The sequence below is a fragment of the Mariniflexile fucanivorans genome (assembly GCF_004341235.1).
Lineage (GTDB): Bacteria > Bacteroidota > Bacteroidia > Flavobacteriales > Flavobacteriaceae > Mariniflexile > Mariniflexile fucanivorans.
The window spans coordinates 178,864-201,242 of sequence record NZ_SLUP01000004.1 but is presented as its reverse complement, the minus strand read 5'-3'; the positions used below and the strand labels follow the sequence as shown (position 1 = coordinate 201,242).

At 32.8% G+C, this 22,379-nt stretch carries 15 protein-coding genes; 10 read left to right on the top strand and 5 right to left on the bottom strand.

Annotated elements, in window-relative coordinates; all coding sequences use genetic code 11:
- The first annotated feature begins 9 nt into the window (after positions 1–9).
- The 3 genes from EV196_RS10080 to EV196_RS10070 are packed head-to-tail and all read left to right on the top strand — an operon-like array spanning position 10 to position 7,292.
- Positions 10–4,521 (top strand): T9SS type B sorting domain-containing protein, encoded by a 4,512-nt coding sequence (locus EV196_RS10080; RefSeq protein ID WP_132217633.1) that lies wholly within the window; start codon positions 10–12, stop codon positions 4,519–4,521.
- A gap of 27 nt (positions 4,522–4,548) precedes the next feature.
- The gene (gene uvrB, locus EV196_RS10075) at positions 4,549–6,549 is read left to right on the top strand and encodes an excinuclease ABC subunit UvrB (RefSeq protein WP_132217632.1); all 2,001 of its coding nucleotides are present in this window, start codon (positions 4,549–4,551) and stop codon (positions 6,547–6,549) included.
- Positions 6,550–6,587: 38 nt separating this feature from the next.
- Complete coding sequence (locus tag EV196_RS10070) at positions 6,588–7,292, top strand: hypothetical protein (protein WP_207902845.1); 705 nt, start codon at positions 6,588–6,590, stop codon at positions 7,290–7,292.
- A gap of 295 nt (positions 7,293–7,587) precedes the next feature.
- Here the strand turns inward: EV196_RS10070 and EV196_RS10065 are convergent, their stop codons facing one another.
- Together EV196_RS10065 and EV196_RS10060 are read right to left on the bottom strand one after the other, a co-directional pair.
- Positions 7,588–9,900, bottom strand: a complete 2,313-nt coding sequence (locus EV196_RS10065; RefSeq protein ID WP_132217630.1) for a CotH kinase family protein — start codon at positions 9,898–9,900, stop codon at positions 7,588–7,590.
- Between the two features lie 232 nt (positions 9,901–10,132).
- Positions 10,133–10,540 carry a TerB family tellurite resistance protein gene (locus EV196_RS10060; RefSeq protein WP_132217629.1) on the bottom strand — a complete coding sequence of 136 codons (408 nt, stop codon included), beginning with the start codon at positions 10,538–10,540 and terminating at the stop codon, positions 10,133–10,135.
- 374 nt (positions 10,541–10,914) lie between these two features.
- Here EV196_RS10060 and EV196_RS10055 point away from each other — a divergent pair, with 374 nt between their 5' ends.
- On the top strand, positions 10,915–11,283 hold the full coding sequence (locus EV196_RS10055) for a DUF1456 family protein (RefSeq protein WP_132217628.1): 369 nt from the start codon (positions 10,915–10,917) through the stop codon (positions 11,281–11,283).
- A 243-nt stretch (positions 11,284–11,526) separates the two neighbouring features.
- Here EV196_RS10055 and sucC read toward each other — a convergent pair whose 3' ends face one another.
- The gene (gene sucC / locus EV196_RS10050; protein ID WP_132217627.1) at positions 11,527–12,720 is read right to left on the bottom strand and encodes an ADP-forming succinate--CoA ligase subunit beta; all 1,194 of its coding nucleotides are present in this window, start codon (positions 12,718–12,720) and stop codon (positions 11,527–11,529) included.
- Between the two features lie 188 nt (positions 12,721–12,908).
- On the opposite strand from sucC, the gene lysA reads away from it, so the two are divergent.
- The 6 genes from lysA (at position 12,909) to EV196_RS10020 (ending at position 20,069) form a co-directional block, all read left to right on the top strand.
- Entirely contained in the window at positions 12,909–14,144 is a 1,236-nt protein-coding gene (lysA, locus tag EV196_RS10045) for a diaminopimelate decarboxylase (protein WP_132217626.1), read from the top strand.
- Between the two features lie 266 nt (positions 14,145–14,410).
- Positions 14,411–15,163, top strand: a complete 753-nt coding sequence (locus EV196_RS10040) for a LytR/AlgR family response regulator transcription factor (RefSeq protein ID WP_132217625.1) — start codon at positions 14,411–14,413, stop codon at positions 15,161–15,163.
- A gap of 7 nt (positions 15,164–15,170) precedes the next feature.
- The gene (locus EV196_RS10035) at positions 15,171–17,045 is read left to right on the top strand and encodes a tetratricopeptide repeat protein (RefSeq protein ID WP_132217624.1); all 1,875 of its coding nucleotides are present in this window, start codon (positions 15,171–15,173) and stop codon (positions 17,043–17,045) included.
- A 167-nt stretch (positions 17,046–17,212) separates the two neighbouring features.
- Positions 17,213–17,974, top strand: a complete 762-nt coding sequence (locus EV196_RS10030; RefSeq protein WP_132217623.1) for a hypothetical protein — start codon at positions 17,213–17,215, stop codon at positions 17,972–17,974.
- Positions 17,975–18,169: 195 nt separating this feature from the next.
- A complete protein-coding gene (locus tag EV196_RS10025) occupies positions 18,170–19,108 on the top strand; it encodes an NAD-dependent epimerase/dehydratase family protein (protein WP_132217622.1) in 939 nt (312 codons plus the stop codon).
- 13 nt (positions 19,109–19,121) lie between these two features.
- The gene (locus tag EV196_RS10020; protein WP_132217621.1) at positions 19,122–20,069 is read left to right on the top strand and encodes a nuclear transport factor 2 family protein; all 948 of its coding nucleotides are present in this window, start codon (positions 19,122–19,124) and stop codon (positions 20,067–20,069) included.
- Positions 20,070–20,546: 477 nt separating this feature from the next.
- Here EV196_RS10020 and EV196_RS10015 read toward each other — a convergent pair whose 3' ends face one another.
- Both EV196_RS10015 and EV196_RS10010 read right to left on the bottom strand, forming a co-directional pair.
- Positions 20,547–21,488, bottom strand: a complete 942-nt coding sequence (locus tag EV196_RS10015) for a T9SS type A sorting domain-containing protein (RefSeq protein ID WP_132217620.1) — start codon at positions 21,486–21,488, stop codon at positions 20,547–20,549.
- 234 nt (positions 21,489–21,722) lie between these two features.
- Positions 21,723–22,277, bottom strand: coding sequence for a hypothetical protein (locus EV196_RS10010; protein ID WP_132217619.1), 555 nt, complete (start codon positions 22,275–22,277; stop codon positions 21,723–21,725).
- Positions 22,278–22,379: the final 102 nt, after the last annotated feature.

The window sequence follows — 22,379 nt, the reverse complement described above, 5'->3', positions numbered from 1 at the left end:
AATTTGAAAATGTGTAACCAAAAGCATATCAATCCATTCCTTGTCATACTCTTCATATGTGTTGGTCAGTTAGCATTTTCACAATTAAGTAAAACACATTTTTTACCACCTTTAACCGAATCTGGAACGAATTCTTCCGCACCTCAAGATCATTATATTTACATTTCAACCCCAAGCACTTCCTCAGTTAATTTTACAATTAAACCAGTTGGGGTAGCCACCTCTATTACTGGCACTGTATCAAACACATCGCCCTATACTTATGCTATTGGCACGGGTAGAGGTACACCATTGTTTGTGAATATAAACGAAACAAGTACCGTAAAAACTAACAAAGGTTATATTATAGAAGCGGATAGACCTGTCTATGTATCGGTAAGAGTAAATGCAGGTGCACAAGCAGGAGCCTTGGTTAGCAAGGGCACATCGGCATTAGGGTATACATTTAGAGTTGGGAGTTTCACTAATTCAAACCCACAATCTAATTACTTAAATTTTGTTTCGGTAATGGCTACTAGCGATAATACTTTAGTGGCTTTTTCCGATTTGCCTTCAGGATTAATCATTGAAAACTATGCAGGCGCAACGCCTATAACCGTTACTTTAAATAAAGGTGAAAGTTATATTGTAGCTACCAATAGTGACAATAGTTTTATTAATCAAAACGGTTTAATTGGCTGCCTTGTACAATCGGACAAGCCCATTGTTGTTAATTGTGGTTCTGCGAACGGTAGCTTTTATGGTGGAAGCGGAAGAGACTACGGCATCGATCAAATTGTAGATGTCTCTAAAGTTGGAAAAGAATACATTTTTGTTAGAGGTGCTGGGGATGATGGTTGGGAAAATGTGCTGATAGTGGCCCATTCAAACAATACTTTTATAAGTATTAATGGAAATACACCTATTGGGCCTATAAGTGCAGGTGAATACTATTTAATTGAAGGTTATTATTATAATGCCAACGGCAATATGTACGTGGAGACCACTGAAGATGTTTTTGCATACCAAGGGATTGGTGGTCTTGCAGGTGCTGAAGCCAACCAGGGCATGTTTTTTGTCCCTCCTTTAAGCTGCGAAACCAGAGGGAATCTAGATAACATAGCTGCCATAAACAATATTGGAAGTACCGTTTATACTGGAGGCATCACCATTGTAACAAAAGCAAGCGCAACGATTACCATTAACAATTCCCCTATTTCTAGTTTTAATTATGTGGGTCCAAGTACAGTAACAGGTAAGCCAGATTATGTAACCTATAAAGTACTAAATCTGAGTGGTAACATATCTGTTCAAAGTAATGACGAGCTATACTGCGCTTATTTTAATCAGAATAATAATGCGACCTCAGGGAGTTTTTACTCAGGGTTTCCTACAGCACCCGAAATAAACTTCAACGCACAATTTGCAACACTTGGCAATTGCATTCCAAACGTTACACTTGAAGCTGCAAACACCCAAAGTTTTGACAGTTTTGAATGGTGGTTTGATGATGGTACAGGTTTTCAAAATTTATTTGTAAATACGCCTTCGTACACACCAACAATTCCAGGAAAATATAAATTAATAGGTATTATAGCTTGTACTTTAGAACGTTTAGAATCTGTTGAAGTACCAGTAAGCATTTGTCCGGATGATATTGATAATGATGGCATTATTGACAATATTGATATTGACAACGACAATGATGGTATTTTAAACTGCACAGAATCTAGAGGTAATGTTGAAGTAAATTTAAGCATCGTTGCTACCCCAGAATTGGTTTTTGAAGATGCCACTAGAAATTATGGTATTGCTACTGGTATCCACACAACATCTAATACTTCTGGAACCCCCAATTATTTTACGGGTAATAGTTCTGGAGGATTTTCGAGCAATTTAAGTCCTGGAACCAGTTCTGAAAATAGCTATCAAATTTCTTTTACAGAATCTGTGAATATTAAATTTGGTGAAGGCGTTACTCATTCACCAGTCGATGGAGAATATTTTATAGTAGGCATACTTCCGCTTAATAAAAACATAACTTTAGTAGATCCTGATAATCGATTATTGGTAGATTCTAATTTTGATGGCATTTTTGAAACAGGAATTACCACCATTTCAGGTTCTGAAATTCATTTTAAAATCAACCCCTCACCGTCTGGAAACAGACCTTATACTTTTTTGGCAAATAAAATTGATGGCTTTTCATTCGTTCACAAACTAGAAAATCCAACCACGGGATCCATCTTTAATGGTGGACTTTCGCTAACTTGTTTTAAAAAAGACACCGATTTAGACGGTATTGAAGATGCTTTGGATTTAGATAGCGATAACGATGGGATTCCTGATTTTATTGAAAACATAGGAACCATTATAGCTTTATCTGGAGTTGACGCCGATTTAAATGGACTAGACGATGTGTATAATATAAATGCAACACCTTTAGATTCTGATACGGATGGTGTGTATGATTTTTATGATTTAGACAGCGATAACGATGGTATTTTCGATTTAGAAGAATCAGGTAGCGCCTTACCAGACAGCAATTTTGATGGAATTATTGATAATATAAACACAAAAATTGGAACTAACGGATGGGATGATAACGCTGAAACATCTCCAGATAGTAATGCTATTGGATATGCCGTAAACAATTTAGATGCCGATACCCTTTTTAGTTATATAGATTTAGACAGCGATGGCGATTTATGTAGTGATGTTATTGAAGCAGGATTCTCTGATGGCAACAACGACAGCCTACTAGGCCATTCTACAGTTACTATAAATACTTTTGGAAAAGTCACCAATGCCACCGATGGTTACACACTGCCAAATAACAATTATTTAATCGCCGCGCCTATTTCAATTACAACCCAACCTATTAATACAGAAGTTTGCGAACACCTAAACACAACACTATCTATAGTTTCAGCTGAAGCAGAATTGTATCAATGGGAAATAAGCACCGATGGAATTAATTGGAACACCTTTACAGACAACGCTATTTATAATGGTTCACAAACAGCAAACTTAACCATTTCAGATACACCATTATCATACAACAATTACCAATACCGAGTAAGATTAGATAGAATTGGAAATAGCTGTGGTTTGTATTCTGATAGTATCACACTTTCTGTAATTCCATCACCTGTTGTAAACCCATCTGTTACTTTAATACAATGTGACGATGATATTGATGGCATTAGTTTTTTCAACTTAACGGAAGCTAATAATAAAATTTCCACCAATGCATCTAACGAAACCTTTTTGTATTTCAAAACAGAAATTGCCGCTAATTCCGGAGATACAACAAGTCCAGATTATATTGCTTCGCCAATAGCTTATCAAAATAGCACAAGTCCATTTACTGAAGTTGTTTGGGCTCGAATAACATCTACTTCAGGTTGCACAGCTATTTCTGAAATTCAATTACAAGTAAGTATTAGCCAGATTCCTAACGGAGCTATCAATGAAATTATTAATACTTGCGATGATTTTTTAGATATTAATGGCAATAACAATGATAACAATAATGACACAGACGGCATTGCTACTTTCAATTTTAGTTATGTCAAAACCATGGTGGAAAGTTTCTTTTTACCACAAACCCCGTCTGTTACTTTTTATAGAAATGAAGCCGATGCTTTAGCTGAAAATGATGCCATAACCAACACTTCTAACTACAGAAATATTGGGTATCCCAACACGCAACAAATTTACATACGGGTGGATAGCCAAATTAGTAATGATTGTCAAGCATTTGGACCTTACATTACTTTGAATGTAAATCCGCTACCCGAATTCACTGTTGAAACACCTCAAATTGTATGTACCTCAGATCCAACATTCAGCATTATTTTAGATCCATATGAAGCTAATAGCACCGAAAACTTTAGCTATTCGTGGTTTTTTGAAGGCAATGAAATAGCGACCAGCTCCACACTAGAAGTTTCAACACCTGGAATCTATACTATAACATTAACAAAAACCGATGGAACAAATTGCTCAAGATCAAAAGATATTAGTGTTGAAGCTTCCGAAACAGCAAACATCACACAAAACGATGTTATTATAAATGATCTGGCTGAAAATAATTCTGTCACCATAAATCCAGAAAATTTAGGCAGCGGCAATTACGAATATGCTTTAAGAGAAGCAGGTTCACCTTTCATAAATTACCAAGAAGAAACTGTTTTTAACAACGTAAAACCCGGGTTTTATACTATTTATGTACAAGATGAGATCTGTGGGGAATCAACGTTGGATATTTCAGTAATCGGGAACACAAAATATTTTACTCCTAACGACGACGGTTTCAATGATTTTTGGCAGATAAAAGGCATCAATGCCAATATTCAACCCAATAGTGTTATATTTATTTATGATCGTTACGGAAAACTTTTAAAACAATTAAGACCAGATTCCGTTGGATGGGATGGTACTTTTAATGGCAACATGTTACCTACCGATGATTATTGGTTTAAAGTTTTTCTTCAAGATGGAAGAAATTTTATGGGTCATTTCACTTTAAAACGATAGCACATATATTTTGCGTAATTTTGCAAAATGAAGTTCAAAATCGAATCCGAATTCAGTCCTACAGGCGACCAACCGCAAGCCATCAAACAACTTGCTGAAGGTTTAAAAGCTAATGAAAAATATCAAACCTTACTTGGTGTAACAGGTTCTGGTAAAACCTTTACAGTAGCCAATGTGATCCAAGAAGTTCAAAAACCGACTTTAGTTTTAGCACATAATAAAACATTAGCAGCTCAATTATATTCAGAATTTAAACAGTTTTTTCCAGATAATGCAGTGGAATATTTCGTATCCTATTACGATTATTACCAACCCGAAGCTTACATTCCCGTTTCAGGTGTTTTTATAGAAAAAGATTTATCTATCAATGAAGAAATAGAAAAAATGCGTTTAAGTGCAACCTCTTCCCTACTTTCGGGTCGTCGTGATGTATTGGTTGTCGCATCCGTTTCTTGTATATATGGTATTGGAAACCCAATAGAATTTCAAAAAAACGTGATTACTTTAGAAAGAGATCAAGTAATTTCACGAACAAAATTATTGCATCAATTGGTACAAAGTTTATATTCTAGAACCGAAGGCGAATTCAACCACGGGAATTTCAGAATAAAAGGTGATACGGTAGATATTTTCCCAAGTTATGCCGATGATGCTTTCAGAATTCACTTTTTTGGCGATGAAATTGAAGATATGGAATCTTTCAACATTCAAACCAATCAAGTGATTGAAAAATACGATTTGATGACCATTTATCCAGCAAACATGTTTGTTACATCGCCCGATGTGCTTCAAGGTGCGATAAAAGAAATTCAAGACGATTTAGTAAAACAACACGATTATTTTAAAGAAATCGGCAAACATTTAGAAGCAAAACGCCTAAAAGAACGCACCGAATTCGATTTGGAAATGATTCGCGAATTAGGCTACTGTTCTGGTATTGAAAACTACTCACGCTATTTAGATGGAAGATTACCAGGCACACGTCCCTTCTGTTTATTAGATTATTTTCCAGATGATTATTTAATGGTGGTTGATGAAAGTCACGTAACCATTTCACAGGTACACGCCATGTATGGGGGCGATAGAAGCCGGAAAGAAAATTTGGTTGAATACGGTTTTAGATTGCCAGCTGCTATGGACAACCGTCCTTTAAAATTTGAGGAATTTGAAGCCATACAAAACCAAGTGATATATGTAAGTGCCACACCTGCCGATTATGAATTGAAAAAATCGGATGGTATTTATGTGGAGCAAGTGATTCGTCCAACCGGATTATTAGACCCTATTATCGAAATTCGCCCCAGTTTAAACCAGATTGACGATTTAATTGAAGAAATTCAGCAACGTGTAGAAAAAGATGAACGCACCTTGGTAACCACCCTTACTAAACGTATGGCTGAAGAATTGACTAAATATTTGGATCGCATTCAAATTCGTTGTCGCTACATTCACAGTGATGTGGATACATTAGAGCGTGTCGAAATTATGCAAGATTTACGCAAAGGTTTGTTTGATGTTTTGGTTGGCGTTAACTTATTACGTGAAGGATTGGATTTACCAGAAGTATCTCTAGTGGCTATTTTAGATGCCGATAAAGAAGGTTTTTTACGTTCAGCACGTTCATTGACACAAACGGTTGGTAGAGCTGCTAGAAACTTAAATGGTAAAGCCATTATGTATGCCGATAAAATTACAAACAGCATGCAAAAAACCATTGACGAAACTAATTACAGACGCGAAAAACAAATTGCATACAATACCAAACATAATTTAGTTCCAAAAGCGTTAAACAAAAGCTTGGATAATGCATTAACCAAGAACTCGATAAGTACATACAGCTACGAATTAGAAGCAGCAAAAGCTGCAGAACCAGAATCCTTATATTTAAGTAAACCTGAACTTGAAAAGAAAATTCGGGAGAAACGTAAACTTATGGAAGAAGCGGCTAAAGCGTTGGACTTTATTGTGGCCGCCAAATTGCGTGATGAGATAAAAGCATATCAAGATAAAATGTCTGAAATATTATAAAAAAACTTAAGATTTTTTATAAAAAGAAGATTGAAACTTTGCATACTTTAGTTGAAACAAATATGGAACAACGAATTCTGACATTATTATTTTTATGTTTTTGTATTTTGGGAAATTCTCAAAATAATGAATCAATTTATCCCAATTTTATCGGACAGAATTTAAATACCATTGAGAATAATTCAGATTGGAGAATCTTACAAAAATCTTCTGGAGACTTGAATAAAGATGATCTCACTGATTTTGCTCTAATACTTGAATCGAAAGACAGTATTTTAGAAAAAAGACGTTCCGACTGCAAATTATTGAAAAATAAACCAAGAATTATAATTGTTATGCTAAATAAAAACGGTTATGAAGAAACAATTATCCAGAATAATAAATTTATCGCTCTTGGAGACGAAGGTGGCATGTTGCCATATTTAGAACCTGAATTATCGATTGAAAATGGATTGTTGATTATTTATTATCAATTTGCTCGTTCAAATCAATCTTACACTTTTGAGTTTAATAATAACCAAATGGTAATTATAAAAGCTGAAAGTAATGGAGTGGAATCAGCAACTGGAAATTTTGAAAATGACAAATACGACTTTAAAAAAGGAGAAATAATTTCAGAAACTGGAAATATATTAGAAGAAAAAGTATCTACTGAAATTATAAAATTTAGCATTAAACCAAAAACACTTTCCGAATTTGGAGAAATGTCAGAGTGGGAAATAGCTGAAAATAAATATTTATGAAAAATCCTAACTCACAAACTAAGCAACTTTTCTCATACAAAAACCTTGTACTTTATTTAGCCTTTGGGGAATTTACTTTTAATATGGAAGAAAAAGAACCTCAAGTGACGTTTTGATTAATTAATTTGAGGAAATTATGGAAGAACATCTATTGTTATTACATCGGATGAAACCTCAACATTAACAGTGAATTTCGATAAATCAGGTTCTGAAAATGGGATTAATAAAAATTATATCTACTAAATAAGTTGTTTAAACATACAACTAATTTAGTAGATACAAAACCATTATTCCTTTATCTTTTAACAACCTTAAAATTCTGTCGGTTATTAACATTAACTACATACATACCATTTGAATAACCAGACAAATCAATGGTTATATTATTTTCGTTCGAATATGTTTTAGCAAAAAGTGCTTGCCCCTGTAAATTATAAACTTTAATAGATTCTACAACATTTGCGTTATCAACAATATTTAAAACATTAGCTGTTGAGTTTGGATATAATTTTAAATTTAAACTAGAAATTTCTATATCACCAACACCTAAACTAGTTTCATTATTAGCGTTGTAAGTTGGTGATTGAATTACAAAATCACCTGTTCCGTTTGGATTTCTTGCGTATCCCATATCTGCTGTTTGTGCTCCAAAAGTTACTGCATCTACAATAGTTCCATCAGCATAAGATAAAATACAATTCTCTCCACTCGCAGAAAACTTAAAATCGGCATGCAACCCATCATTTTCGTCTGTATCACTATCTGCCCAAACTACTAGATAAGAGTAAGGTTCAATGGTCGTTCCAGTTGGAAATTGCCATTTCAATAAATCAGTAGAAGAATCAGATGCATACAAATTATCCAAACTTAAAGTATTTGCAGTATTATTGTATAATTCAAACCAATCTTCGTACTTACCACTAAGATCTGTAACAGTAGCAGTGTTTGAAGCCATTATTTCATTTACTACCAATTCTTGATAAGCAATTGTAGGATATGTTGCATCGATACTATAATACTCATACTCTGCTCTAGCTGGAGAAAATGCGCCAATATTGGTGTTTTCAGCATAAATGTAATATTGAATAGCAGCATCATTTACAGGTATTGAAACGCCATATACATTATCATTTGCAGAACCATCGTCATGCGCTCCATCATCGTACATTAGTACTTTAACAAAAACAGCATTCTTACTGGAGCGGTATCCTAAGTAAACAGACGTAGTAGTTGTGTTCGTAACATTGGCAGTTATTGAAACGGTGCCACCAATAGCAGGACTTGTATTTAAAGGTGTAACACTTGTAATACTTGGTTGTGTATTTGTAAAGTCGCTTAAAGCCGTTAAATAGGTGTTTCTTGCCGACATTAAAGCTGTAATTCCAGGCGCTGTATTGTTTGTTACACTTATATCTGTACTAGCCAAATTAGCACTCATATTTGAAACGGATTGGTAACTAAATAGGTTAGTATCTGCTGTTACGGCATCGGTAATAAGTGTTTGAAATGCTTGGGCATCTGTTAAGTAATATTCGCTACCACTGTTTGAAAGCACTTCTGTTAAAATCGTTTTATAATGTGCTAAATATCTCTTTTTATAGCTAGGAATAGCCAGAAATTTATTGACTAAAGGCCATGCCGTTTCAGACGCATGTAATGTATGCGAAAGTGTCTTTTTTGATGCCGTTGTTAAAGTTGAACCTCCAGGGCCTCCAGTACTAGAACCTGTACTACCATATACTCCAAAACTCATATTCAAATCCCAAACAATAGGGTTGAATTGTCCATTATCAGATTTGTATAAATAATAATTCTGTTTGAATTGTCCAATATAACTATCTAGATTCACAAAAACATTATCAAAGGCAAGCATCCAAAGTGCTCTGTCAACATCTAAAACAGCTTCAATATTTGCAGTGTTAGTTGAAGTGGTAGTCGATAAATTATAAGTTAACGCAATTAAATCATCCCAACCCTCTTCAGATTTCATCTCATAAGCCGATTCATAACTTGTACTATTTGTACCTAAATATGCCAAATTTGGCAAATTAGTTGATTGTGGAGTAGCTCCATCTGGAGGACTACAATCAAAAAAAGCATTTGTTTTAGAACCAAAACGACTATCTACAAATTTTTTAGAAATAGACTCTACGTTAGTATAAAGTCCTAAATAAGTTCCATTTACATAAACCTTTGCGTAATTTGCCAAAGGTACATCCATATAATTACCTAAAACTTTATATCCCAATGTCTCTCTTATCATGGATGGGTCAAAAATCATATTATTTAATTTGATGTCTGTGTAACCTTGATAATCTTGATCTACATAGGTATCCAATTCTAAATGCCATGGATTTTTTGCATTACTGGCACTGTAAGAACTATTGCCTTTATATTTTGCCCCAACCGTACTAAAAACGGTTCCGTTAATCGAAACTGACTGCGCTTCAATATATTCATCTGTAGATTCGGCTGCATCTAATAAGGCATCCCAATTACTTGCGGCAAAAGTAATTTCGATGGTTTGTATTGTTTCTAAATCGTAAAAAGATTGCCCAATTGTTAAGTTAATACTTAAAATAGCAAACAGAAATGTAATTTTTTTCATGGTTATAATGTTAAGTTTCACTATTTAGATGCTAAAAAAAAATAAAACTTGCGGTGTAACTTAATAAAAAATGGAATCAAAAAAAATGCTACCGAACTAAGACTCTTCATATATCCTTTTGAATGAATAGATCGATGTAAAATAAAAAAGCTAAAAGTTTTCACTTTTAGCTTTATAATAACCTAAATAGGTTGAAATTTAAAACATTTAATTAAAGTTTTGAGAGTTAACTTCAATTATATTGTGTTTTAAAAATATCTATTAATACATCTGGCGGCACTATTTTATTTGGAAAACTTTCCATTAAATATAAAACCTTGGTAATGGACTCATGACTTAAGCCCATTCTTAACCCGAAGTTATATAGTTTTATAACACTTTTTGAATTGTTATCTCCTTGATTTTCAATATTCATTAATAACACCAATCTGTGAAATTGAACAATACGTTCGCTATGCGATTTTAAATGAATATAGTTAATAGGATTTTCAATTAAATAATCGAAATCCTCTCGTGATATTTCAAGTTGTTTGGCTACACCTAATAAAAAATTATATTCCATATGCTTTATATCTTTGTCGTACTTAGCAAAAGCTATCATTTCAGACAAGAGACTTAGTTTTTCTACTCTATTAATCATGTCTTGAGGGATTAATTAATTAATTAATAATATAAAGATACACACAAGAGTAATTTAATAATCGTGGATATTATGTAACTTATCGAAAACACAGGCGTAGTTGGTCGTGAATTTTATTTATTTCATCATTAAAAACTAAAATCACCCATGACAAAGCCTGTTTTTTTTATCAAAAAATAAAAATTAAAAAACAAAAATTAAACATTTAATTTACTGATTAACAATATGTTATAAATTTACAAATTACATTAAGTTAAATGAAGTTTAATAAATTTTTAAGTATCTTTACAAAAAAACATAAAAACGCTAGAAAAGCATCCGCCTCATTGCATTATCGATAAACGGTAGCTTTTATTTAAGTGAAAATAAAAAATATGACAAACAACGATATATTAAAAAAACTACGTGTTGCTTTAAAGTTAAGGGATGATGATATTGTTAAGATTTTAGAACTTGTAGATTTTAGAATTTCCAAAAGTGAATTAGGCGCTTTTTTTAGAAATGAAGACCACCCAAAATATATGGAATGTGGCGACCAAATTTTACGAAACTTTTTAAACGGTTTGGTTATTCACTTACGTGGACCGATGCCTCCTAAAAACTCAACCTCCAAAAAAGAAAAAATTCCAAATCCCCAAGCAGGAACTGAACAAGGCGAAGCTTCCGCGAAAGCGATACCAAAAAAATTTATAAAGAAGAAGAGTTTATTACATTCTAAAACAAACAAAAAGAGCAACGATTAACGTTGCTCTTTTTGTTTTATATAACCCTTTGGGTGTAGTAATTAATGAAAATCAGTTTTTATTTGAAACTCATAAGTCAATTAGAACCTAAATGTCAGTCTGAGCTTGTCGAAGACTTTAAAAAAAGAAACATTTCGACAAGCTCAATGTGACTATTATTACAAAATTGGCTTTTTAGAATAATTATCCAACAAGTATATACAATATACCTACAAGGTTTTTTAAAACCTTGTAGGATATAAATTATGAAGCTAGTACTTGTTGTACTTTATCGGCCGCTTCCTGAAATTCGGTTGCACTCATTACATCCAAACCAGAATTATCAATTAACTCTTTTGCAATATCTGCATTGGTTCCTTGTAAACGCACAATAATTGGCACATTAATAGTTCCCATGTTTTTGTAAGCGTCAATAACACCTTGTGCTACACGATCGCAACGTACAATGCCACCAAAAATATTAATTAAAATAGCTTTTACAGCTGGATCTTTTAATATGATTTTAAATGCTGCTTCCACACGAGCTGCATCAGCAGTACCACCAACATCTAAAAAGTTTGCTGGCTCACCACCTGCTTGTTTTATTAAATCCATAGTTGCCATGGCTAAACCAGCTCCATTAACCATACAGCCAACATTTCCATCTAAATCTACATAATTTAAGCCTAAGGCTCCAGCTTCAACTTCAATAGCGCTTTCTTCACGTACATCACGTAAATCAACATAGTTTTTATGTCTGAAAAGTGAATTATCGTCAATGGTTACTTTAGCATCCACTGCCAGTATTTTATTATCACTTGTTTTTAAAACCGGATTGATTTCAAATAAAGAAGAATCAGATTTTACATAAGCAGTATATAGATTGGTAACAAACTTTGTCATTTCTTTAAAAGCGTTACCAGATAAACCTAAATTAAAAGAAATGCGTCGTGTTTGAAAAGGTAAAATACCTACGGTCGGATCAATTTCTTCAGTAAAAATTAAATGAGGTGTTTCTTCTGCAACTGTTTCAATATCCATACCACCTTCAGTAGAATACATGATCATATTACGTCCTGTTCCTCTGTTTAAGAGTACAGACATATAGAATTCACTTGTCTCACTTTCTCCTGGATAATAAACATCTTCAGCTATTAAGACTTGATGAACTTTTTTACCCGCCGCCGATGTTTGAGGTGTAATAAGGTTCATTCCTATTATTTGTCCAGAGATATCTTCTACTTCCTTAAGGTTTTTAGCAAGTTTTACACCGCCACCTTTACCACGTCCACCTGCATGTACTTGTGCTTTTATAACATACCAACTCGTACCTGTCTCAGCGCTTAGTTGTTTTGCAGCAGTTACTGCCTCTTGTGCACTTTGAGCAACAATACCACGCTGGATACGCACGCCAAAGCTGCTTAATATTTCTTTACCTTGATATTCGTGTAAATTCATAATTTGCTAAATAGTTTAAGATGCGCAAATGTAGTAATTAATTGATAATTGACAATTATCAATTGACAATTGTTAATTGATTAAGTTGTATTGTTATATAATTAACAATTTGTTTAATTTGTTTAATTTTTGATTTATTTCTTTTATATTAAATCTAAAGAAATATCTTTGACGAAAATTTTAAAATTATGTTGGAAAATCAATTGCTGAAAATTGCACAAGATTTTGGGAGCCCGGTATACGTTTATGATGCCGAAAAAATTGAATATCAATACAAGAGATTAACGAATGCTTTTAAAAACGTTAAGCATCTTAAGATAAATTATGCCGTAAAAGCATTATCAAATATATCCATATTAAAGCTGTTTAACACCTTAGGTTCTGGTATTGATACCGTTTCAATTCAAGAAGTTCAATTAGGTTTAGCAGCAGGATTTACTCCAGAACAAATAATTTTTACACCAAATGGTGTTTCTTTAAATGAAATTGAAGAAGCTGCCAAATTGGGTGTTAAAATTAATATTGATAACCTTTCCATATTAGAACAGTTTGGTACAAAGCACCCAAAAACACCGGTTTGTATTCGTATTAACCCGCATGTTATGGCTGGTGGAAATGCTAATATTTCAGTGGGTCATATCGATTCTAAATTCGGAATTTCTATACATCAAATACCTCACATTTTACGTATTGTTGAAAATACTAAAATGACTATTAATGGTATTCACATGCATACAGGTAGCGATATTTTAGATATTGAAGTGTTCCTTTATGCCAGTGAAATTTTGTTTGAAACGGCCAAACAATTTAAAAATTTAGATTTTATTGATTTTGGTTCTGGTTTTAAAGTACCTTACAAATTAGGTGATATTGAAACCAATATTGAAGAATTAGGTGAAAAATTATCGGCTAAATTCAATGCATTTTGCAAAGAATATGGTAAAGATTTAACCTTAGCTTTTGAACCTGGTAAATTTTTAGTGAGCGAATCAGGAAGGTTTTTAACAAAAGTAAATGCCATTAAACAAACCACCTCAACTGTTTTTGCACAGGTAGATTCTGGTTTTAATCATTTAATACGCCCTATGTTTTATGGGTCGCACCACGATATTATCAATATTTCCAACCCAAAAGGACGCGAGCGTTTTTACACAGTTGTAGGTTATATTTGTGAAACGGATACCTTTGGTAACAACCGTAGAATTAATGAAATTAACGAAGGTGATGTGTTATGCTTTAAAAATGCAGGCGCTTACTGCTTTTCTATGGCGAGCAACTATAACTCAAGATTCCGTCCTGCGGAAGTACTATGGTACAACAATGAAGCCCATTTAATAAGAAAAAGAGAAACATTTGATGATATTATTAATAATCAAATAGAAGTAAATTTTGCTAGTAAAAAAGAAAAACAATTGGTTAAATAACCTTTACCAACTAAACCTTTTTTTTTTAATGCTCAACAATTGTTGAGCATTTTTTTATTATATAATATATTACATTAATAATATGCAATTAATTTGTTAAATTTCAATATTTTCTTTAATATTATATAAATTTTCACCCTAAGTCTTTTTTTTTAATAGCAATAAATAAAAAAGACCCATATGTTTCACGCACTCTCAACACGATCCCCCAAGTTATCTTTAAGTTGTTTTAACGTATATGTGTTTAATATTCAAATACTTATACAATGAAAACCAATGAACCCGTAAAGATATTGATTGTTGAAGACGAAATGATTATCGCAGCAAACATGTCGTTGCAACTTACTACGCTTGGTTACGAGATTACGGGCATTTTACTAAAAGGAGAAGAAGCCTTAATACACATAAAAGAAAATAAACCTGATATAATTTTACTGGATATTCAATTAAAAGGTACGCTTGATGGTATAGAAACCGCTCAAATAATTCAGCAAGACTACAATATTCCTATTATATATGTAACTGCAAATTCGGATGATGCACATTTTAATAAAGCTAAAACCACAAATCCTTATGGCTTCATTTCTAAACCTTTTAAAAAGCAAGATTTACAACGCACTATCGAATTAGCCATTAATAGATTTTATACTGAAATTGAATCGGAAATTGAACCTACTGAAGAAGATGAAACCTTACCGTTTATTTTAAGCGATTGCATTTTTGTACGCCACCAAGACAAAATGGTAAAAGTGCAAATTGCTGATATTCTTTATATTGAAGCCGAACGAAACTATTCTCGTATTCACTCTAAAAATAAAGAATACTTATTGGTGGTAACACTCAAAGATTTGGAAGACAAACTCCCTAACAATCATTTTTTGCGCATACACAGGTCGTTCATTGTTAACCTTTCTCAAATAGATGAAATTGCTACATCGCATATTGTTATTTCAAAAAAAGCGATTCCCATAAGCTCAGATTCAAAAAAACAATTGCTTCAACATATTCAAAAAGTATAAAGTATTTATGAAAAAACTGGTATTCATTTTTATTTTGTGCTCGTTTTACGTGTATAGTCAAGATAATAATATGGAAGTTTTACAACAAAAGCTTCATTCTGAAAAACAAGCCACCAAAAAACTGGAACTCATAAATGAGATGGTTGCCATCGCTTTTAATCAGAATATTGCTGAAGCTTTAAAATACGCAAAACAAGGTGTAAAACTATCAGAAGAAAGCAACGATAAAAACTGGCAACCCAAATTTTACGAAATGCAAGGTAGAATGCATGCTAATTTATTAGAATTAGACTCTGCGTCCCTTTTCTTCAATAAAGCCATAAAAGGTTATGAAGCCGTGAAAAACGAACGAGGAAAAGCAACAACACTTTTCAAATTATCTTGGGTTGATAAGAAAAAAGGCGATTTAGAACAGGCATTACAAAAAGACCTTTCTGCTTTAAAAATTATGGAAACCTTAAAAGACAAGGAAGGTATTTGTGATGCTTTAACGCGAGTTTCAGAAGATTTAACTCGTCAAAACCGATTAACAGAAGCTTTGGAATATGCCGAAAAAGCCATTGCTATTGCGGAAAAACATAATTTAATTTCAGAAAAATTCTTCGTTAATTTTAATGCTGCCAATGTGGCTATGGCTAAAAGTAATTATGAGCAATCGTTGGCATATTACAATAAAGCACTAGCCATTTGTAAAGAACAAAACTTGGGTTTAGCAACCGAAGCCGATGTAACGAACGGCATTGGAAACGCATTAAAACGTTTAGGTAAATATCCTGAAGCTTTAGAAAGTTACAAACGCTGTTTAGCATTAGCAACTGCCGCCAATTACCCAAATGCTATTTCTACAGTAGCCGCTAATTTAGGTGAAGTTAATATGCTGTTGGGCAATTATAAAGAGGCTTTAAGCTATCAATTAGAAACCGTAAAATTACAAGAAAACAATAACGATGTATCCAATTTAATTGAAAACTACAACCATGTAAGTACTATTTACAATAAATTGGGTAATTATGAATTGGCATTAAACTACAAACAAAAAGCTTATTCGTTAAGAGACAGCATAGCTTCCATTGAAAGTGATGCAAAAATGTCGGAGCTTTTAACCCAATATGAAACCAATAAAAAGGAGGAAACCATTGCAAATCAGGAAGATAAAATTTCACAACAAAAACTCATTCAAACATTAAGTTTTGGTTTGCTTGCCCTATTAATTGGTTTGCTTATTTTTGGTTTTATTGGTTATCGAGACCGAAGTAGAGCAAATAAACTACTGGCTTCAAAAAATTCTGAAATTGAATTATTATTAAAAGAAGTACATCACAGAGTTAAAAATAACTTAGAAATTGTTTCTAGTTTACTTGCACTTCAATCAGCCCAAATAAAAGACCCTAATACCAAAGAAGCCATTGTTGAAAGTCAGAATCGCGTTAATTCCATCGGCATTGTTCATCAAAAATTATACAAAGGCAGCAATTTGGGTGCTATTGAAATGAAAGATTATGTATTAAATTTAAGTGAAACCATTCTCGACAGTTTTGGTGCTGAAAATAAAGTGCATTTAAATTTAGCCATGAACACTCTTGATTTGGATATAGACACCGCTGTTCCTTTAGGATTGATTATCAACGAATTATTAACCAATACCGTTAAATACGCATTCCCTGATAACAACACAGGCACCATTACCATAAAACTAGAAAAACAAACCAATAATATGTTGCATCTTGAAGTTGCAGATAATGGTATTGGAAAATCAGGTATCACTCAAGGTACAGGTTTTGGTTCGCAGTTAATTTCATTACTAACTCGTCAATTGAATGGTACGATGACGGAAGATTATTCAAACGGAACTTCCTTTGTATTCAACTTTCAGTTAAGCTAATCTGCTTAAAAACCATTTATATATTTAATTATCAACCATTTAAACCGTCCGATAACTAAAACATAGGTTTCGGACATTATTACACCCGCTTCGTCCTATATCGGTTTCATTTACAAATGATTATCAATAGCTTAGGGTTATTAATTAACCATTTAAACGCTATTATCATGAAAATTTTGAAAAACACATTGTTCGGCATCTTGTTACTATGTATGATAACATTAGTGGCGAATGCACAAAACCAAGCGTATTGGGTACACACCGACTACGTAAAACCCGCCAAGCAAAATGACTATGAAAAAGTATGTAAAGATTTTGTTGAAGCCTGCAAAAAACACGACCTTAAAGATGCCGATTGGGCATCAATAAGAATTGATGATGGTAGGTATCTAACCATTGCTCCTATTAAAAATATGGCTGATTTTGATGCCAACCCATTAGAGCCACTTGCTGAAAAAATGGGCAAAGAAAACTTTTCTGCCTTGTTTGAACGCTTTAACACATGCTACGATAAGCACACAGATTATGTTATCCATTTAAACGCTGACCTATCTTACATGCCTAACGGAATGAATGTGAGTACCCCTAATCAAGATTATAGAAAGTACCATTTCTTTTATGTAACGCCCTCAACTTCCAAAATAGTTTCAGAAAAAATAAAAGCAATAAAAGAATTCTACGCAAAAAAGGGACTCAAAGAACAATTTAGAATTTATCACAGCGGATTTGGTTCACCTGAAGAATTCTACGTTGCCGTGCTTTCAGCTAAAGATGCTCAAGATTATATAAAAACAAGTAATGAAGCAGAAGCGCAATACGGCGAAGAAGGCAAAAAACTGTTTGATGCGCTATTTAGTTCAATTTCTAGATATGAAACCAAATCTGGGGAAATGCGCCCCGATTTAGGCTACGTAGCAAAAAATAATTAACCAACCATAACAGACAGTTTTAGCATCAACTAAATGCAATAAAACATGTCATTTATAATTAAAAAAAGAATTAGTCACTCTTTAATTATTTGTTATGCTGTCTGTTTCTATTCCCCAAATATTACCTACTTAATTTTTTGTTAGAGTTAGAAGTACTAATACACTCCTTTTTTAAAGGGGTAAAAATTATTTCAAATGAAAAAAGCAGGCATCATAGGTGGTTCTGGTTTTATAGGCAGTTATATAACCAAGCAATTTCTAGACCATGGGTTTCAAGTAAAAGTTTCGACCACCGATATTACCGAGAAAGACAAATACGAACATTTAATGGTTTTTAACCATTCGGAAAATCTTTATATAAGTGAATTAAACGTAACAGATAAAATTGCTTTAAAAGATTTTGTAAGCGATTGCGACGTGGTAATTCATAGTGGAACTCCTTTCATTTTAGATGTAGAAGACCCAAAAACCCAATTGTTCGACCCTACAATTAAGGGCACCGAAAATTTTCTGGAAGTAATAAATAACACACCTAGTATTGAAAAAGTAGTTTTTATAGCATCAGTTGCTGCTTATAATACCAATTTTCCGTTTCCAGCAGGAACAAAAAGTTTTACAGATACTTTTGATGAAACAGAGGTGAAATTCACAAGTACCGAGAGCCACCCGTATGCACAAGCTAAATTCATAGCCAATGAAACGGTAGAAAATTTCATTAAAAATAATACTGATTTACATTTTGAAATCAGCTCCGTTTCCCCAGTCATGGTTATTGGTAACGCTTTATCTGAAAGAGAAGATTCTACATCAGGCAGTATTCAATATTTAATTAAAAACAATATAGCTCCCAACGATTTCATGAAAGCTGTATTTGATAATAATGTGCCATTTGCCATGGTAACTGTTGAAGATGTGGCCCTTGCTACTTACAAAACCGCAACTACAAAAGGGTTACATGGCAAAAATTATTTATTAAGTAGCGAAACCTATAAAGCATCAGACATTCAAGCAATGCTTAACAACAAAAATCCAAAAGAAAAACTGAGCATTATTTACAAAAATGATTTAGCAAAAAACGATTTAAACATACAGTTTAAACCCATAAAAGAAACATTAAATAATTACTCAACTTAAAACCAAAAATCAAATGAAAACAAAAACATTATTATTCGTACTCGCTTTTATAAGCACAACATGCCTTTTTGCACAGAAAAAAACAAACGGCACGGTTTACATCGATCATCCTGCACTTACAATTGTAGAAGATATGACTAAAGCTTTTGTAGCTGGAGATTCTACCAAAGTAGCCAGTTATTTGGCAGATGATTTTAAATCCTATAATGGCGTGGGCACAAGAACCAACGACAAAGGACAAGACAAAGCCTCCTTTTTAAGTGGTGTAAAAGGTTGGAACGATGCGCTCGATTATTTTACCATTACGCGTACAAAAGGTGCCTACCCAGATGCTATTGAATATAAAAAAGACAACGATAAAGATGTAGTTTGGGTACAAACTTGGGAAGACTTAAAAGGGGTGCACAAAAAAACAGGCGTAAAAATTAATATGCCAGTACATAGGCTTTATGTGGTAAACAAAAACAATAAAATACAAACTTCTATAAGCTACAACAACGAAAGTATTTTTGATGAAATTGGCGCGAGTTATGGTAACAGAACCAACGGTAAAATTTATAACCACCACGACAATATCAATACCGTTAGAAAACTAACATACGCTTATGAAAATGGAGATCTTGAAACAACCATGAGCTTTTATAGTGATGACGCCAGGTTTAATGACATTAATGATGAATTTGGAACATCGCATACAAAAGCCGAAACAAAAGCAAATTGGGCAAAATTTTTAAAAGATTATGAAATTGTAAGCATCGATATGATTGGTTATCCAGATTATTTAGAATATGAAATGGGCGATGGCCGTGAAGTACTATCATGGTGGAATTATCATTTAATTCGTAAATCGGATAAAAAAGCGATTTCAGTTCCGTTTCATTTTAGCGATAGCTTTGATGCCGATGGTAAAATAGTGGCTGAAATGGCTTATTATAGCCCAACATTACTAACTGCTAAATAATGATTTTTCAATTTAAAGAGATTGTCTAAAAAACCTAAATTATTCATTTATTAGGAATCCACCCCACCGTTAATTGTGGGGAGCATTCAAGGTGACATGATTTATGTTATTCAAAAAAAAAAAGATTATCAGTAAAATATCATAAAAACAGCTTTTTGTAACTATTTCTTTATAAAGCAACTATATAAAAATTTATTTTTTCTGCGTAAATATGCAAAATCAGCTGGATAATAAAACAATATTGAATTGTAAAATTATCCTGCTAATTTCACAGATAATCTCAGTTTTTTTCACTATAGGAAAACGGATATTCAATAAAAAACTTTAAAATTGAATTTTTTACGTCGAACTCACGTTAAAGAAAAATATTTAATAAGTAATAAAGCTAGATTTTAAAATAATTTCTATCAATAAACAAAAGCGTTTCATCCAATTAACTATTTTGGATGAAACGCTTTTTATGTTTTATATCTAAAACTATTTCTTTATAAATTTTTTAATCACAACGCCTTTATCGGTTGTAATGGATGCAAAAAACAACCCAGATTTTAATTGATTTACAGGTATTGAAGATTCATTAGTATCTACTTTTAAAACAATTTTACCTAAAACATCTAAAATAGTGATACGTTGTATTTTAATATTATTACTTACGTTAAGTCTAAGAACCTCCTGCACAGGATTACTAACTAAACTTAGGTCAGAATTTGAAATATGAAACTTATCATTACTTAACGGATTGTTGTATAACCGTTCCATGATGGTGGTATCTATACCCGCATCAGAAACTTCTAAATGGTTTGTTCTAAATATAAGATTAGTGCTATTAGCATCATAATAAAAGTAAGATGTTAAAGTGCCTGATGCTGTAATTGGTGGAAATGTAATATTGAGAGATAAGTTTTGAACCATTTTTAATCTTGTAACAGCCCCATCAAAAGCACCCACTTTTAAAGTTCCGTAGGCATCAACACTAACAACTATATTACTACTATTAGCCACAGTCCCAGAAACACCTCCGCCACTAAATGTTCCAGAAACAGTATCTGAATTCGAATAGTTATAACTTAAAGGAAAGGTACCTATGATACCATAATTAGAAAAATTTAATTCAAATCCTTCTAATTTTTCAGATATAATAGATGTTGCTCCAGAAGTATTGAGCACAATTTCAGCTATTAAAGTTGAACCTTCTTTTGTTTGAATGGTTGAAGAAGAATAAGTATCTGAATAAATAGTTGAAGTATCTGATAGACCTGTAAAATCCCATGATGCATTTGCACCTGTTGGGGATTGATTTATAGTGCCTGTTACCCTTACAAATTGTGAACCTGTAGCACTTTGAAATTGTTCAATGGCTGTTTGCGAATAACCTAGCATAGTTACAAATAATGCTAATAAAAGTAATTTTGTTTTCATATGAGATTGTTTTATAAGTTATAATATACACAAAGCTAATTAACAGAAAAATAGATTCCGAATTTATCGGCTATTTGGTGCAATATATCGGATTTAAAAAAAAGTTCCTGAACCAAATTATTTTAAGATTAATAAACCCAGATGTTCAAAATATTATAAAACTAGATCGAAATAGATTTTAACAGGAAGAAATAAATTATGATTAGTTGAATCTTCAATAAGTCGTACTCTAAACTATTCTTTAATTTTCCCACTAAAAAGATTAACCTTCGAATTAAAGTGATTTCCAGAAGAACGACGCAATAAAACCACTTGCCCACAATGCCACAACGCATCAGAAATAGGGCCGTTAATGATATTCCAAAAAGGCACTGCTGAATCTTCTAATTTAAAAGGTGCTTTTGTACTTCTTAATGCATCTGAAACCAACTTCAAATTTAATAATGTTTGTTTTCGTAAGCCTTCAAAATTGAGTTTCTCTTTATTATCATCTTTATTATCAGTTAAAACATTATTTCTAATAACTTTAGATAAGCCGTAAATATGTTCGATCGTTTCAGAAGTTGCCCTAGCAGATTCACTTGGTTTATAATTTAAATCTTCAGTAAGTAACCCCTCAGTAGCCCAATAATAGCGAAATCCTAAACCATCAATCATTCTAGCTGCTACAGAATTTGCAGTATATGATTCAGAATATTCAGGAATTTCATAATAAGGTAATTTTTCTTCAGATTGAGCCATTGTAATTATTGAATTGATTAGAGCAAAAACAAATATGAGGTGTTTCATTCTAGAGTTTTTGGTTTTTGGTTTTTGGTTTTTGGTTTTTGGTTGTTGGTTTTGGGTTTTGGGTTTTGGGTTTTGGGTTTTGGGTTTTGGGTTTTGGGTTTT